This window comes from Alteromonas macleodii, from assembly GCF_903772925.1.
GTDB classification, from domain to species: domain Bacteria; phylum Pseudomonadota; class Gammaproteobacteria; order Enterobacterales; family Alteromonadaceae; genus Alteromonas; species Alteromonas macleodii_A.
In genome coordinates this window covers 4033105-4049409 of record NZ_LR812090.1, presented here as the reverse complement: position 1 = coordinate 4049409, position 16305 = coordinate 4033105, and the positions used below count along the sequence as shown (strand labels likewise).

General features: G+C 44.6%; 9 protein-coding genes, 4 tRNA genes, 3 rRNA genes and 1 pseudogene. 16 read left to right on the top strand and 1 reads right to left on the bottom strand.

Annotation, left to right across the window (positions count from 1 at the left end; all coding sequences use genetic code 11):
* Positions 1 to 116 precede the first annotated feature (116 nt).
* The 3 genes from PCAR9_RS17340 to PCAR9_RS17330 are packed head-to-tail and all read left to right on the top strand — an operon-like array spanning position 117 to position 4363.
* Positions 117 to 1862, top strand: a complete 1746-nt coding sequence (locus tag PCAR9_RS17340; RefSeq protein ID WP_179984687.1) for an ABC transporter transmembrane domain-containing protein — start codon at positions 117 to 119, stop codon at positions 1860 to 1862.
* Positions 1863 to 2915, top strand: coding sequence for an HlyD family secretion protein (locus tag PCAR9_RS17335; RefSeq protein ID WP_179984686.1), 1053 nt, complete (start codon positions 1863 to 1865; stop codon positions 2913 to 2915). It abuts the gene before it with no gap.
* On the top strand, positions 2909 to 4363 hold the full coding sequence (locus PCAR9_RS17330; RefSeq protein ID WP_179984685.1) for a TolC family protein: 1455 nt from the start codon (positions 2909 to 2911) through the stop codon (positions 4361 to 4363). Before PCAR9_RS17335 ends, PCAR9_RS17330 begins: the two co-directional genes overlap by 7 nt.
* Before the next feature lie 192 nt (positions 4364 to 4555).
* Here the strand turns inward: PCAR9_RS17330 and PCAR9_RS17325 are convergent, their stop codons facing one another.
* On the bottom strand, positions 4556 to 5365 hold the full coding sequence (locus tag PCAR9_RS17325) for a hypothetical protein (protein ID WP_179984684.1): 810 nt from the start codon (positions 5363 to 5365) through the stop codon (positions 4556 to 4558).
* 633 nt (positions 5366 to 5998) lie between these two features.
* Between PCAR9_RS17325 and PCAR9_RS17320 the strand changes: the two genes are divergently transcribed.
* From PCAR9_RS17320 to PCAR9_RS17260, 13 genes and pseudogenes are all read left to right on the top strand, one after another.
* Positions 5999 to 7531: ribosomal RNA gene (locus tag PCAR9_RS17320) — 16S ribosomal RNA — on the top strand.
* Between the two features lie 329 nt (positions 7532 to 7860).
* Positions 7861 to 10736, top strand: a 23S ribosomal RNA gene (locus tag PCAR9_RS17315).
* A 136-nt stretch (positions 10737 to 10872) separates the two neighbouring features.
* Positions 10873 to 10988: ribosomal RNA gene (gene rrf / locus PCAR9_RS17310) — 5S ribosomal RNA — on the top strand.
* The 16S, 23S and 5S rRNA genes sit together here, the layout of an rRNA operon.
* 225 nt (positions 10989 to 11213) lie before the next feature.
* Complete coding sequence (locus tag PCAR9_RS17305) at positions 11214 to 12137, top strand: class I SAM-dependent methyltransferase (RefSeq protein ID WP_179984683.1); 924 nt, start codon at positions 11214 to 11216, stop codon at positions 12135 to 12137.
* A gap of 61 nt (positions 12138 to 12198) precedes the next feature.
* Positions 12199 to 12627 carry a DUF4174 domain-containing protein gene (locus PCAR9_RS17300; RefSeq protein ID WP_179984682.1) on the top strand — a complete coding sequence of 143 codons (429 nt, stop codon included), beginning with the start codon at positions 12199 to 12201 and terminating at the stop codon, positions 12625 to 12627.
* Between the two features lie 166 nt (positions 12628 to 12793).
* Positions 12794 to 13819 (top strand): UDP-N-acetylmuramate dehydrogenase, encoded by a 1026-nt coding sequence (gene murB, locus PCAR9_RS17295; RefSeq protein ID WP_179984681.1) that lies wholly within the window; start codon positions 12794 to 12796, stop codon positions 13817 to 13819.
* A complete protein-coding gene (gene birA / locus PCAR9_RS17290; protein ID WP_179984680.1) occupies positions 13816 to 14802 on the top strand; it encodes a bifunctional biotin--[acetyl-CoA-carboxylase] ligase/biotin operon repressor BirA in 987 nt (328 codons plus the stop codon). Before murB ends, birA begins: the two co-directional genes overlap by 4 nt.
* A 147-nt stretch (positions 14803 to 14949) precedes the next feature.
* Positions 14950 to 15696, top strand: coding sequence for a type III pantothenate kinase (locus tag PCAR9_RS17285; RefSeq protein ID WP_179984679.1), 747 nt, complete (start codon positions 14950 to 14952; stop codon positions 15694 to 15696).
* A gap of 121 nt (positions 15697 to 15817) precedes the next feature.
* Positions 15818 to 15893 (top strand) — tRNA-Thr (locus PCAR9_RS17280).
* Between the two features lie 7 nt (positions 15894 to 15900).
* Positions 15901 to 15985: transfer RNA gene (locus PCAR9_RS17275), tRNA-Tyr, on the top strand.
* A 33-nt stretch (positions 15986 to 16018) separates the two neighbouring features.
* Positions 16019 to 16093, top strand: a tRNA-Gly gene (locus tag PCAR9_RS17270).
* Between the two features lie 7 nt (positions 16094 to 16100).
* Positions 16101 to 16176, top strand: a tRNA-Thr gene (locus PCAR9_RS17265).
* 67 nt (positions 16177 to 16243) lie between these two features.
* Positions 16244 to 16305, top strand: a pseudogene (locus tag PCAR9_RS17260) (GTP-binding protein); the annotation flags it as partial.

Genomic DNA, 16305 nt, shown 5'->3' with positions numbered 1-16305 from the left:
TATAACAGATTTATTCTTACTAACCATTGCAATACACTATAAGTGTTGTTGCATATGCTATGTATAACAACGCATAACTAACTTTTCTGAGCTAGCGGTATATTGAAGACATAACTATGGCCAAAACAATAAACTTACGTAAAACGCGAAAAACACTGTTTTCGTTATTGAAACCGGAGGCTGGCTTTTTTTGGGTTGCAATCGCTTATGGCGTGGCAATCAGTTTGATGACACTGGCAGTACCTATAGCGGTCCAAACGTTAATAAACAGTATTGCCAATATTGGCTCAACCCGTGCGGTTATTATCCTTGCCGTTATTTTGTTTCTTACCTTGTTTATATCAGGTGTGTTCAGCGCACTTCGTATGCGCGTAATGGAGTTTTACGAGCGTAAGGTGTATGCACGTCTTACCGCAGATTTGGGGCTTAAAACTATTCTTGCCCCGCACAGCTTTTTCGAAGGCCGTCAGAACGTAAGTATTACGCAGCGTTACTTCGATATTATGACGTTTCAAAAGAACATGCCTTCGCTGATGATCGACGGCTTTGCTCTGGTACTGCAAATGCTGGTGGGTTTCACATTGGTTTCTTTTTATCATCCCGCGCTTTTTGCATTTAATGTAGTGCTGCTCTTAACCATGTACGCCGTGTGGAAAATTTGGGGCCGCGGCGCTAAGCGCACCGCAATTGAACTTTCTCATGCGAAGTATGATTCCGCTAAGTGGCTGCACGACATTGCCATCGCACACGAGTTTTTCAAATCGGCGGATCACGTTGAATATGCCGGGCGCAGTACCGAAGGCTATATTAGTAACTATGTGAAAAAGCACAAAAGCCACTTTAATTACACTTTCGCACAAGTGGTAATGTTCTTATTAATGTACGCAGTGGCAAGTGCGTCGCTACTTGGTATTGGTGGCGTTCTTGTTGTGCAAGGCGAACTGTCTATTGGTCAGCTAGTCGCGGCCGAGCTGGTAATGTCTGCCGTATTCTTTGGTTTATCCCGCTTTACTCAGTACTTAAAGCTTTATTATGAACTATATGGTGCGGCCGAAAAATTAGGTGGTGCTTTAGCTATGCCCCAGGAAGAGCTAAATGCTTCAGAGCACATTCCTGCATCGTCTAAGTTAGTATTTAACAATGTAGAGCTTAAACATGGCAACGATACCTGCCATTTAAACGTTGTGTTCGAGCCTGGTACTAAGTACTTCGTTACTACAGATAAAAGCTGGGTTCAAAAGCAACTGTTAGGGCTGGTAAAGCAATACGACCGAGTGAAGTCAGGCGATATATTATTAGGTGAATTTAGCCTAAACGATTATGACACCCATGAGCTAAGGCAGGCGGTAACTATTTTAGATCGCTCTTTAATTATTGAAGTGTCTATCGAGCGATATTTGAAGCTGGCTCATCCCGACGCGAGCATTGCCGATATTCGCGCAGCCCTTGAAGAAGTTGAAATGACGAAGGTTATCGATAGCTTACCAGAAGGTCTGCAGACTAAAGTGTCGGTATTAGGTGCGCCTCTACAGCCGCTAGAATTCTTACTGCTTAAACTGGCTGCCGCTATTATAGGTAAGCCCAAACTTCTTGTATTAAACCAGCACTTTGATGCCATACCGGTCGATTTACGAGCAAGGCTACTGAGACGTTTAAGCAAGTACGATTTCACTGTGATGTACTTTACCAATATGCCAATAACAGACTGCTTCGAAGGTGTGCTTCATCTACATGATAATGCTACGGCTATGTTAAACAAATATAGCGCTAGCGATACGCCAGTCAGTGAGAAGCATATAAGTGCTAACGTTATTAACGAACAAGATAATAACTTACGCAGTAATAATAAGGAGGGTGAGTAAGTGAATAACGCAGAACGTCGCTTTTTAGACAACATTACATCGTTACCCTCTTTGAAAGTGCCCAAGCTTCACCGCGTCATCACAGGCGTGATCATTTTCTTGGTACTGGCTGCCGGGTTGATACTGTACTTTACTCCTTGGATCCAGACCGCCTATGGTACAGGTATGGTAGACTCGCTCGACCCTAAAGACAGAACCCAGCCCATTAATGCCCTTGTCGATGGGCAAGTAAAGCAATGGCACGTAAGGGAAGGGCAGCAGGTAAAAGCAGGTGAGCCTATTGTTACGCTTATAGATATTGATGCACAACGTCTTGAAAAGCTTCAGTCGCAGCTTTCGGCAGCAAATCTGAAGAACCAAGCTAACGAAACGGCGGTGAGAAATGCCGAAAATAACCTGGCGCGCCAAAAGTCACTGCAGGAACAAGGCTTGGTGTCTCGTAAAGAAGTTGAACAAGCTGAGATTAAAGTACAGGAACTAAGAGCTAAAGCCGCAGCGTCGGTATCTGAAATAAACGAAGTAAGCATGACGCTCTCTCGTCAATCTACCCAAACCAAATTTGCGCCGGTAGATGGTACCGTGGTGCGTTTGCTGTCGGGTGGTGTGTCTACTTTTGTGAAATCTGGCGATATCTTAGGTCAGTTTATTCCTGCCGATGCCAAGCGTAGTGTACGTGTAACGGTAAGAGGATTAGATGCACCATTGGTAAAGCCTGGTGCAAAAGCGCGATTGCAATTCGAAGGTTGGCCGGTTTTCCAATTTAGCGGGTGGCCTGGAAGTGCAATAGGTACCTTCGGTGGTGAAGTGGTATATGTAGAGCCAGTGGCAAACGCCACGGGCGACTTTAATGTTTGGATCAGACCCGACGAGTCAGACGTTCCATGGCCAGCAGAAAGTTCAGCCCGTTTAGGTAGCCGAGTAAAAGCATGGGTACTGCTAGAAGAAGTGCGATTAGGTTATGAAATGTGGAGGCAGTTAAATAACTTCCCGCCATTACCTACACAACAGTCATCTTCAGGAGGAGCAAAAGGGTCAGGAGCATCAATATGGTAATGCGCAGATTGTTTTTTACTGCAATTGCATTAGCTACATATATAGGTGGAAGTGTACCTGCTTCATTCGCGCAGACACAAAATACGAGTCCAGTGCAAACTCAACAGGGTAGACAAGCGCCAACCATCGAAGCGTTAGTCGATAGCATGGTGAACTATCATCCTTATGTACAGGCAATTAACGAAGGAAACTATCAAGCTGCCGCTGAACTTGAAATTGCAAGGAGCAGCTTCGACCCCTTTATTGAACAGAAAACCAAAAGCCGAGTGTCAGGTTATTATGATGGGACCAACCTCACTCAGCGTTTCACAAATCCAATCGAAGATTTCAACGCGTCTGTATTTGGTGAGTATCGCATCGCAGCGGGTGACTTTCCTAGCTATGAAGGGTATTACGATACGCTTTCTGCCGGCGAGGCTAGTGTGGGTGTTGCCATGTCGCTTTTGCAAAACCGTGAGATAGATAAACGCAGAACTGAATTGCGCAACGCGGGGCTAGCTACCTCTCAGTGGCAGGCACTAGCTACAAGCCTCATTAACGACTTTGTATATAAAGGGGTAAGTGAGTACATTGCGTGGTACGAGAGTGCGTTACAAATTCAAGCCGTCACTGAGTTACTTAATACGGCGTCTGAACGTGAAAAAGCCTTGGTTACTCGGGTAGAGAAGGGCGACTTAGCCAGTATCGTGCTTACGGAATTTAAAGCCAACTTACTTCAACAGCGTTTAACTTTGGCTGAACTTAAACAAAAGCGAGATACGCACGCGCAAATGCTGTCTTTTTACTGGCGCTCACCAACGGGTGACATGTTGGCAATTAACAGTGACCAGCCACCTACCGATTTAAGCTGGCCCTTTTGGATTGGCAACAGCCAGTTGGTAACGCTTCGCAATGCACTTCGAAGTCACCCAGAATTAGACGTAATGAAGTTAGAACAGCAGGTGGTAGAAAACAAAGTTGCACTAGCAGACAACGCGCTACTCCCCAAGCTTGACCTTACAGCCTCTATCGCCAGAGATGTGGGTGCTGGCTCTGAAACGTTGGAAGGGACAGAAACCAAAGTAGGCCTATCGTTTTCTTATCCACTAGGCAACAGAAAGGCAAAAGCAGAGCGTGCACAATTGCAGTCTAAGCAAAGAGAGCTTTCACACAAACTCACTTCAACACAACAAGCTATCGCACAGCGCTTTGAACAGGCGTTAGTTTACTGGGCTCAAGCAAAGGATATTGTGTCGCTTCAAAGCGAAAATGCTGCGTTAGCAAAAACTTTGTCAAAGGTAGAGAAAACGCGATTCGATGCTGGAGATAGCGATATGTTCGTATTAAATGCGCGAGCGCAAAACGAGATTAAAGCCAAGATCAAAGAGATCAAAGCCAAGGTCGACTTATTAAAATCGGAGCTTATGCTATATAAAGAAGCGGCGATGCTGCATTCCTTCGACAACTAGCTTTTTCAAAATCTAGACATTGTAATTACAATATGGGGATGTGTACGTGCTAAAAAGACTATAAGTACGTTGTACTGGTATTTACTACGAACCCCATACCAAGTGAAGTTACTACAAAGCCACAAACAAAAACGGCGTATTGATTCACTCAATACGCCGTTTTCAGATAAGCATTAATTACGAGTTAAGGCACTAGTTACTAAGCGCGCTATTAACATCGTCCTCGCTCAGCCCCGCTGACATCGCATATTCTTTTAACTTGTCTTCTGACACACCGGCATGTTGAGCGGTGTTTAAAATACGCATAACTTGTTCGCGTTGCTGCGCTGATTCTCGTACTGCTGTCTCAACCACAGTTTCCGCTTCGTTAGGAAATACAGCCAAAAGCGCATCTACTACATATTCACCCACAAAAGGTACAGCGTTCAACGCGCTTGTCATTATATCGACAATCTTGTTTGGATGTTCCTGAGACAATGTTTGCACAATGCTGTCAGCAGCATCAGGTTGCGTTAATACGGCAACGCGTACAATCTCATCTAACTCTTCAGGCGTAGAGACCGCAGCTGCTTGCACAACAAAATCTACATAAGTCGGTTCTGCCGTTATTGCTAGCTGTACAATGTTGGCGCAACTGCTTACTTCTTTTTCAATAGCCAGGTGAACAATCTCTTCAGTCGAGGCCGGTTGTGCCGAAATAGCCGCAAATATAATTTCTCTGTATTTATCTGGGTAAGTATCTAGCGCTATATCTACGATAGATACGATTTCTTGCGGGTAATGACCAGCTATTGAACTAATAGCTCTGCCAACAGACATAGTTTGTTCAACCTGACGCTTCAAAAAGGCAGTTTGAAAGCGGTTTGGCTCTTCAGCAGTTTCAACGCTTGTTGAAACAGATGGCTGAATCACTTCGCCCGTAGAAGCATCTTGTGCCATTGCAACAAAACTAACCTGAGAGGCTAGTACTGCAGATGATAGCAATGAAAGAGTTCGTAACATAAACCCACCTTTATAATTATCGCGTAGTCAATTTATGACACAACCAGTATTAATACATTTAGAAAGAACGCAAAGCGTACATCGTTTACGCTTATATACATTCTTATACGTATTCCTTTACGCTGGCTTCAATATCACTAACTAATACCAAGCACTAATATAATAACGGCAGCATCTACTACTACTTTAAGAACGACTACTTTATAGGATCTGAATCCCCATCCTATTAGTAATTAGTCCATATTGTCTACTAATTATCACATTTGAATGAAAAATAGACGGTTAGTTCAGTTTTTTCATCTTTTTTAAAATAAGTGTTGACGTGAGCGCTCATTTCCCTAAAATGCGCATCCGCTTCGGGGGAAAAGCAAAACAGCAAGCCTCCTGAAGTAAGTCTCTACTACCTATATAGGCCAGTAAAGACGGGAGTTTAGAAGAAACACTTCAGAAAATAAATTTTCAAAAAGTGTTGACAACGAAAACTTCCAGCGTATAATGCGCACCTCACTCGAACAGGGTGAGTCACTGAGAAGCAACGGCTTCAAGTGAAATGTTCTTTAACAATTTAGACAAGACAATCTGTGTGGGCACTCGTTAAGAGTGTCACAACGACGATTCATATTTCGATATATTTAATTGAAGAGTTTGATCATGGCTCAGATTGAACGCTGGCGGCAGGCCTAACACATGCAAGTCGAACGGTAACATTTCTAGCTTGCTAGAAGATGACGAGTGGCGGACGGGTGAGTAATGCTTGGGAACTTGCCTTTGCGAGGGGGATAACAGTTGGAAACGACTGCTAATACCGCATAATGTCTACGGACCAAACGGGGCTTAGGCTCCGGCGCAAAGAGAGGCCCAAGTGAGATTAGCTAGTTGGTAAGGTAAAGGCTTACCAAGGCAACGATCTCTAGCTGTTCTGAGAGGAAGATCAGCCACACTGGGACTGAGACACGGCCCAGACTCCTACGGGAGGCAGCAGTGGGGAATATTGCACAATGGGGGAAACCCTGATGCAGCCATGCCGCGTGTGTGAAGAAGGCCTTCGGGTTGTAAAGCACTTTCAGTTGTGAGGAAAAGTTAGTAGTTAATACCTGCTAGCCGTGACGTTAACAACAGAAGAAGCACCGGCTAACTCCGTGCCAGCAGCCGCGGTAATACGGAGGGTGCGAGCGTTAATCGGAATTACTGGGCGTAAAGCGCACGCAGGCGGTTTGTTAAGCTAGATGTGAAAGCCCCGGGCTCAACCTGGGATGGTCATTTAGAACTGGCAGACTAGAGTCTTGGAGAGGGGAGTGGAATTCCAGGTGTAGCGGTGAAATGCGTAGATATCTGGAGGAACATCAGTGGCGAAGGCGACTCCCTGGCCAAAGACTGACGCTCATGTGCGAAAGTGTGGGTAGCGAACAGGATTAGATACCCTGGTAGTCCACACCGTAAACGCTGTCTACTAGCTGTTTGTGACTTTAAGTCGTGAGTAGCGAAGCTAACGCGCTAAGTAGACCGCCTGGGGAGTACGGCCGCAAGGTTAAAACTCAAATGAATTGACGGGGGCCCGCACAAGCGGTGGAGCATGTGGTTTAATTCGATGCAACGCGAAGAACCTTACCTACACTTGACATGCAGAGAACTTTCTAGAGATAGATTGGTGCCTTCGGGAACTCTGACACAGGTGCTGCATGGCTGTCGTCAGCTCGTGTCGTGAGATGTTGGGTTAAGTCCCGCAACGAGCGCAACCCTTGTCCTTAGTTGCCAGCATTAAGTTGGGCACTCTAAGGAGACTGCCGGTGACAAACCGGAGGAAGGTGGGGACGACGTCAAGTCATCATGGCCCTTACGTGTAGGGCTACACACGTGCTACAATGGCATTTACAGAGGGAAGCGAGACAGTGATGTGGAGCGGACCCCTTAAAGAATGTCGTAGTCCGGATTGGAGTCTGCAACTCGACTCCATGAAGTCGGAATCGCTAGTAATCGCAGGTCAGAATACTGCGGTGAATACGTTCCCGGGCCTTGTACACACCGCCCGTCACACCATGGGAGTGGGATGCAAAAGAAGTAGTTAGTCTAACCTTCGGGAGGACGATTACCACTTTGTGTTTCATGACTGGGGTGAAGTCGTAACAAGGTAACCCTAGGGGAACCTGGGGTTGGATCACCTCCTTACCATTACGTCGATAGACGCACTTGATGCAGTGCCTACACAGATAGTCTTGTTTATATTTAAAGATGACTTAAATAAAAGCCCTTAGCTTTGATTTAAGATCAAACCTAAGTGTTTTGAATTAAGCACTATGCTCTTTAACAATTTGGAAAGCTGATATTAATAGTAATCAATCAAAATTGAGTAACTGAGAAATCGAAAGATGACTTTTTACTCTACTTGACTGAATTGCTTGTTATCAAATTATTGATAACAAGGCAATTCTTCCGATTAGCTTGTCATGCATACGACATAACTTAGACAGAAGTCAAAAGGCTGTTTGGGGTTGTATGGTTAAGTGACGAAGCGTATACGGTGGATGCCTTGGCAGTTAGAGGCGATGAAGGACGTGTAAGTCTGCGAAAAGCTGTGGTGAGCCGACAAAATGCATTTGAGCCACAGATGTCCGAATGGGGAAACCCACCTGTTTACAGGTATCGTTGCATGAATACATAGTGTAACGAGGCGAACGAGGGGAACTGAAACATCTAAGTACCCTTAGGAAAAGAAATCAATTGAGATTCCCCTAGTAGCGGCGAGCGAACGGGGAACAGCCCTTAAGCTGTTTTGAATGTAGTGGAATCCTTTGGGAAGAGGAGCGATACAAGGTGATAGCCCTGTACACGACGCAATCTTTACAGTGAAATCGAGTAGGTCGGGACACGTGTTATCTTGACTGAATATGGGGGGACCATCCTCCAAGGCTAAATACTCCTAACTGACCGATAGTGAACCAGTACCGTGAGGGAAAGGCGAAAAGAACCCCTGTGAGGGGAGTGAAATAGAACCTGAAACCGTATACGTACAAGCAGTGGGAGCCCTTCGGGGTGACTGCGTACCTTTTGTATAATGGGTCAGCGACTTATATTTAGTAGCAAGGTTAAGCGAATAGCGGAGCCGTAGCGAAAGCGAGTGTTAACTGCGCGTTTAGTTGCTAGGTATAGACCCGAAACCCGGTGATCTAGCCATGAGCAGGTTGAAGGTTGAGTAACATCAACTGGAGGACCGAACCCACTAACGTTGAAAAGTTAGGGGATGACTTGTGGCTGGGGGTGAAAGGCCAATCAAACCGGGAGATAGCTGGTTCTCCCCGAAATCTATTTAGGTAGAGCCTCGGACGAATTCCATTGGGGGTAGAGCACTGTTAAGGCTAGGGGGTCATCCCGACTTACCAACCCTTTGCAAACTCCGAATACCAATGAGAACTATCCGGGAGACACACGGCGGGTGCTAACGTCCGTCGTGGAGAGGGAAACAACCCAGACCGCCAGCTAAGGTCCCAAAATATTGCTAAGTGGGAAACGATGTGGGAAGGCATAGACAGCTAGGAGGTTGGCTTAGAAGCAGCCACCCTTTAAAGAAAGCGTAATAGCTCACTAGTCGAGTCGGCCTGCGCGGAAGATGTAACGGGGCTAAGCAATATACCGAAGCTGCGGCAGCATGTTTACATGCTGGGTAGGGGAGCGTTGTGTAAGTGGATGAAGGTGAGTTGTAAAGCTTGCTGGACATATCACAAGTGCGAATGCTGACATGAGTAACGATAATGGGAGTGAAAAACTCCCACGCCGGAAGACCAAGGTTTCCTGTCCCATGCTAATCAGGGCAGGGTAAGTCGGCCCCTAAGGCGAGGCAGAAATGCGTAGTCGATGGGAAACGGGTTAATATTCCCGTACTTATATAATCAGTGATGGAGGGACGGAGAAGGCTAGGCAAGCTTGGCGTTGGTTGTCCAAGTGAAAGTGCGTAGGCTGGAATTTTAGGTAAATCCGGAATTCTAAGGCCGAGACACGAGACGAGCTCCCAAGGGAGTGAAGTTGTTGATGCCCTGCTTCCAGGAAAAGCTTCTAAACTTATGATTATATGAACCGTACCCCAAACCGACACAGGTGGTCAGGTAGAGAATACTAAGGCGCTTGAGAGAACTCGGGTGAAGGAACTCGGCAAAATTGTACCGTAACTTCGGGAGAAGGTACGCCTCTGTTTGTGAACACTTCGCGTGGTAAGCAAGTGGAGGCCGCAGTGACCAGGTGGCTGGGACTGTTTATTAAAAACACAGCACTCTGCAAACTCGTAAGAGGACGTATAGGGTGTGACACCTGCCCGGTGCCGGAAGGTTAATTGATGGGGTTAGTTTTCGGACGAAGCTCTTGATCGAAGCCCCGGTAAACGGCGGCCGTAACTATAACGGTCCTAAGGTAGCGAAATTCCTTGTCGGGTAAGTTCCGACCTGCACGAATGGTGTAACCATGGCCACGCTGTCTCCACCCGAGACTCAGTGAAATTGAAATCGCAGTGAAGATGCTGTGTACCCGCACCTAGACGGAAAGACCCCGTGAACCTTTACTACAGCTTGGCACTGAACATTGAACCTACATGTGTAGGATAGGTGGGAGGCTTTGAAGCACAGTCGCTAGATTGTGTGGAGCCGTCCTTGAAATACCACCCTTGTATGTTTGATGTTCTAACATTGGTCCCTAATCGGGATTGTGGACAGTGTCTGGTGGGTAGTTTGACTGGGGCGGTCTCCTCCCAAATAGTAACGGAGGAGCACGAAGGTTAGCTAATCACGGTCGGACATCGTGAGGTTAGTGCAATGGCATAAGCTAGCTTAACTGCGAGACAGACACGTCGAGCAGGTACGAAAGTAGGTCATAGTGATCCGGTGGTTCTGTATGGAAGGGCCATCGCTCAACGGATAAAAGGTACTCCGGGGATAACAGGCTGATACCGCCCAAGAGTTCATATCGACGGCGGTGTTTGGCACCTCGATGTCGGCTCATCACATCCTGGGGCTGAAGTCGGTCCCAAGGGTATGGCTGTTCGCCATTTAAAGTGGTACGCGAGCTGGGTTTAGAACGTCGTGAGACAGTTCGGTCCCTATCTGGTGTGGGCGTTGGATGATTGATGGGAGCTGCTCCTAGTACGAGAGGACCGGAGTGGACGAACCGCTGGTGTTCGGGTTGTGATGCCAATCGCATTGCCCGGTAGCTATGTTCGGAACGGATAACCGCTGAAAGCATCTAAGCGGGAAGCCGGCCCAAAGATGAGTCATCCCTGACCTTTGAGGTCTGGAAGGGTTGTTATAGACGATGACGTTGATAGGCAGGGTGTGGAAGCGTTGTAAGGCGTTAAGCTAACCTGTACTAATTGCCCGAGAGGCTTAACCATACAACGCCCAAGAAGCTTTAGGCTTTTGAGTGTTGTAGACAAGCTAAGCTCTTATAAAGAGCCGCAAGTAGAGTGAAAAGACAGTTACTCACTGATTAAATTAATATCAAACTTTCCCAAATTGTTACCAGTTTTTCCTGGCAGCCATAGCGATACGGTACCACCTGACTCCATTCCGAACTCAGAAGTGAAACGTATTAGCGCCGATGGTAGTGTGGGGCTTCCCCATGTGAGAGTAGGACACTGCCAGGTCCCATTAAGAAGAACCCGCCTAACGGCGGGTTTTTTGCTTTCTGCACCTCATTGTTTAAACTATTCTCAATCTTTCTCGCCAATACACTGTTTCTATAACGGAATACGTTCATTAATTAATAAAAATTTATTTAAAATACTTTTAAGGTGTGCTTTAGCCTGTCTATACTCGACTGCTCGGCGAGTTCAATATTTTTAAATTAGAAGTAAAAGGGCGGGTACCATATGAGTGATTATTGGTCTGACTATTGGAAAGTAGGTCATCTAAGTTCTTTTGCGCAATCCAGTAAAGATAACTATTCGGGAGAAATAGCTTCGTTTTGGGAAGAATTTCTTCGTGACTACAATCACTCACATTGCAATATAGTAGATATAGGTTGCGGTAACGGAGCGCTAACGGACTTGGCGCTAAACAAGTTCAAGTACACTCAACCCAACTTTATAGGTGTAGATGCCGCTAAACTGAGTATTCCTAAGCACTTGTTGCAAGAGAGGGTACGCTTCTACCAGAATACGCGAGCAGAAACTTTGCCGTTAGAAAGCCATACTATAGATATTGCTATTTCACAATTCGGCTTTGAATATACAGATATGGGTAAAGTCTTAGAAGAACTATCACGCGCTCTGAAATTAGGCGGGAAGGTTTGCTTTGTAATACATCATAAAGATTCAATAATTGTTAAGCCCAATGCATTAATTCGCCAGGCCGTGGATGAAGTTATGGTAAAAAACGGCCCTTTCGATCTGTTATCCATGTTGGTCAATTCTATTCACAAGACTGGTAAAAATAACCCTAATGCTGAAAAGTACCGTCATTCGTTGAATACGCAAATACAACAGTTATCTTATTCTAATAAATTCGGCTTATACGGAACTGGGTTTCCAGATCTGCTTAAAAATACAATGTCTTCTTCGCTGATCGACTTTAAGTCGCGAAAGGACAAACTTAAAAACTTCCGCAGCGAAATGAAAACACTTGCTAAACGACTAGATAATTTACTTTCAGTTGCATTAGACAGTGATCGAATAGACAGCCTATTAATGTCTATGTCTGAATTAGGTTTTACCGATGTAAGTCAAACACCATTACGCCGAGAGAACGAGCTTCTTGGAGTGTCGATACAAGCTAATTTAATTTTACCGTCTTAAGGAAAATGTACTCTGACCCAACATTTTGTGCTAAATCGGTAGTTCACTAGTAAATATAAGTATGAAGATTATCTACTTTATTATTTTTTTACTGCTCACGGGGTTCTACTCCGCCTTTGCATTTGCAAATAGCGCTAAGGCCCATTGTAAGATTACTCTGGGGGAGCTTGCTTGGAAAAACAGGGTTTTAATCTACAATGCACAAAGCAAGGGTGAACTAGACGATCTTTATGCATTCGCTGAATATGAAAAGGTCTCTCTCACTGAAAGGAAGCTAGTGGTGATAGGTATAGTAGAACAGCAACCTGTTATTGTTTTTGGTTACCCTAAATGTCATATCTCTCTTAATAAGCTAAACCCAAAAACTAAAGTAACGCTTATAGGGCTAGATAGTACAATTAAAGCTAAATATGACACCTTCGATAGTGAGCTTATCTATAGCACGATTGATAAAATGCCTATGAGAAAAACAGAACTAAGGCGTTACTAAGTACTTTTTCTAAAGAAACGCTACTCTGAATAGCGTGGTAGCGATATAAATATCTTTAGGGGCAAAAAACTTACAGCATAGCAGCTGGGTTATTTGCATGTTTGCGCTTTTATTTGACGCGTCGTTACCCTACCATTAGCGAATTGTTCGCAGTTCATAAAATTCTATGCCCTCACTACAACCTTACAGCACATTTGGCCTTTCAGCGTCGTGTGATTCTATCCAGTCGTTTGCCGATGTTGCTTCATTTCTATCTACCTTTAATACCTATAAAAATGAAACCAACAAAGCTATTTATATATTAGGTGGAGGAAGCAACTCGATTTTTACCGATGATTTTGACGGAGCGATCTTGGTAAACGAAATAAAAGGCATTAGTCACTTCGATACTGAAAGCCATCACTATTTACGGGTAGGAGCAGGCGAAAACTGGCATGACTTTGTAACTCTTTGTATGAAAGAGAAGTGGTATGGGTTTGAGAACTTAGCGTTAATACCTGGTTCGGTAGGCGCTTGTCCTATTCAGAATATTGGAGCCTATGGTGTAGAGGTTAATTCGTTAATCGATAAGGTGGAATGTGTATTTCTTGAAACCGGTGAACAGGTGCTGCTAAGCAATGAAGACTGTCAGTTCGGTTATAGAGATAGTGTGTTCAAACATGCACTAGCCAATAAAGTACTTATCACTCATGTAAACTTTAAACTACCTAAGCAATACGAGCTCAAAATAAGTTATGGCGAGCTAGCTGCACTCACCGAACCAACACCAGAAAAGGTGTATAGTAAGGTAATTGAAATTAGAAAAAGCAAACTGCCAGATCCCAGTGAATTAGGTAATGCAGGTAGCTTTTTCAAGAATCCCGTTGTCTCAAAAGTAGTCTTCGACGCGATAGCGAAAGAATATCACTCGGTACCGAATTTTGTTGTAAGCGAAAATGCTGGAAACGAACAAGAACAAATAAAAATCCCTGCTGCTTGGCTAATTGACCAAGCAGGTTTTAAAGGCAAAACGTTGAACAAAGTACGTTGCCACCCTACACAGCCATTGGTACTTACTAACATAGGTGGCGCCACCGGAAGCGATGTAATCACCATGGCGAAAAATATCATAGCAAGCGTACAGGATAAATTTGGCATACAGCTGGAGCCCGAAGTACGCTTATTAGGAAACAAAGGACTTATTTCGCTATGAGACAAGCATCAAAAGCTATAAGAAAACATATACTCGCTTTGTTGTCTGACGGTCAGTTCCATTCAGGTGAAACCATTGCTCAGCAAGTTGGACTTTCACGTACCGCAGTAGCGGGTCATATTTCCCAACTTGCCGATTGGGGTTTAGATGTATTTAAAGTAAAAGGTAAAGGCTACCGATTAGAACGAGGTTTTCCATTGTTAAGCGCTGACAGCATTAAACGCCATTTAGGCAATACAAAACGAGCGGTTATTGATGTGGAGTCGGTTCTACCTTCCACCAATACAGAAATGAAAAAGCGTATTGCGAGCAAACGAGAAGATCTTGAAAATGGCGATGTTGTTTTTGCCGAAATTCAAACCGATGGGCGAGGGCGACACGGTCGTTCGTGGTTAGCTCCAGTTGGCGGCAGCTTAACTTTTTCTATGTATTGGTCTTTTCCTGATGGCTATCAGAGTATGGCTGGGCTTTCTTTATTAGTAGGTCTAGCTGTTTGCGATGCGCTTAAGGAATTTGGTGTCGAAGATGCTGAATTAAAATGGCCAAATGATATTTATCTGCAGGGTAAAAAGCTGGCTGGTGTACTTATTGAGGTAGAAGGGCAGATAGGTGCAACGGCGCATAGTGTTATCGGCATAGGTTTAAATGTTTGTGTTCCCGATAATCAATATGATGTTGGTCAGCCTCATAGCGATCTTGCTTCTTATTTAGGCACTATCCCTGATAGAAATGCGCTAGCAGCAGAAATAATTAAATCTCTGTGGTTTTATCTGCCCAAATTTACCCAACAAGGGTTCGGACCATTTACGGCTTACTGGGAAGCGCTCGACTTATACGCCGATAAACGCATTGTTTTACAGATGGGAGAGAAGCGTTTCTCCGGAATTGATAGAGGAGTAGACGCGAGCGGCGCGCTACTTGTTGAAACGCAAGACGGTATTACCCGATTCCACGGAGGCGAAGTTAGCCTTAGAGGCAATTAACGTTTTATTTTGTTTTACCTCATAGCTGAACTACGAAGATTTTGGTTATTTTTATAATAAAAGTACTTCGTAGTTCATCTTTGTGCTTTTTTAGTTAGCATTTCATCCGTCCGTTTTACGCATTGCTTTGCGAATGAAACCAAAAATATGAACAACATTGAAGAAAACCACGTCATATTAGTGGATATCGGTAACACCCGAATAAAATATTCACTGCTTTGTGATGCAGAAGAAGAGCCTAATGTATGCGAAGATGCCAAATCTCTATTCTCTTTTATCGATGATCAGAAAAAAATTTCCCATTTATATATAGCTTCTGTGAGAAACCAGGAGCTGGTTGATGAAATATCCGCCATGTGTAGCGAGCGAAATATTATTTTTGTAGAAAAGCACACAGAGAAAGAAGCCTTCGGCATAAAAAATAGTTACGCGAATGTTCAAAAAATGGGCGTTGATAGATGGCTTGCCATGGTGTGCGCTGCAGAAAAATCAAAAAAAGCATTTTTTGTTATGGATGTGGGTACGGCAATAACGGTCGATTTTGTTGTGGATGGTCAACATTTAGGCGGTTGGATCGTGCCTGGTTTTCAAGTTATGCGTAATGCATTGGTAGCTTCTACTAAAAAAGTGTACGCGAATGATGAAATTCCGACCACCTTTGGCGTGGGAACCGATACTGAAGATTGTGTGGCATCAGGGTGTCATGCGGCACTATATGGTGTTTATTTGAGCGCGATTGATTACATATCAAGCAAACAAACCGATTTTGATATAATTTTAGGGGGTGGAGACAAAAAAGTGTTTGCATTCTTAAAATCTGCTGATAACATGCGCCTCGCTCATTTGGTGATGCAGGGTCTTGCCCGCTACGCTCGAAGTGAACTTCTAAAGTGAACATCGACGTAAGTTTTTGATTAGTTGAAAAATTGGTCAAAAAAGAAAATTGAAAAATTTTCAAAAAGACACTTGCACAGAGTTAAACAATACTCTAGAATGCGCACCCACTTGATGTAGTGCCGACTTAGCTCAGTTGGTAGAGCAACTGACTTGTAATCAGTAGGTCGCCAGTTCGATTCCGGCAGTCGGCACCATCAATCTGGAGGGGTACCCAAGCGGTCAACGGGAGCAGACTGTAAATCTGCCGGCTCAGCCTTCGCAGGTTCGAATCCTGCCCCCTCCACCACTTTCTCTATGAGGTGGCCAGAGAATTAGGATTGCGGGCATCGTATAATGGCTATTACCTCAGCCTTCCAAGCTGATGATGCGGGTTCGATTCCCGCTGCCCGCTCCAAATCAGTGCTGATATAGCTCAGTTGGTAGAGCGCACCCTTGGTAAGGGTGAGGTCGGCAGTTCAAATCTGCCTATCAGCACCAGTTTATTTCTCCCCAGCTCATGTAAAATTTCTAAATTTTTTAATGTAACTTTGCTGGGATAATAGAAATGGCAAAAGAAAAGTTTGAACGTACGAAACCCCACGTAAACGTGGGTACAATCGGCCACGT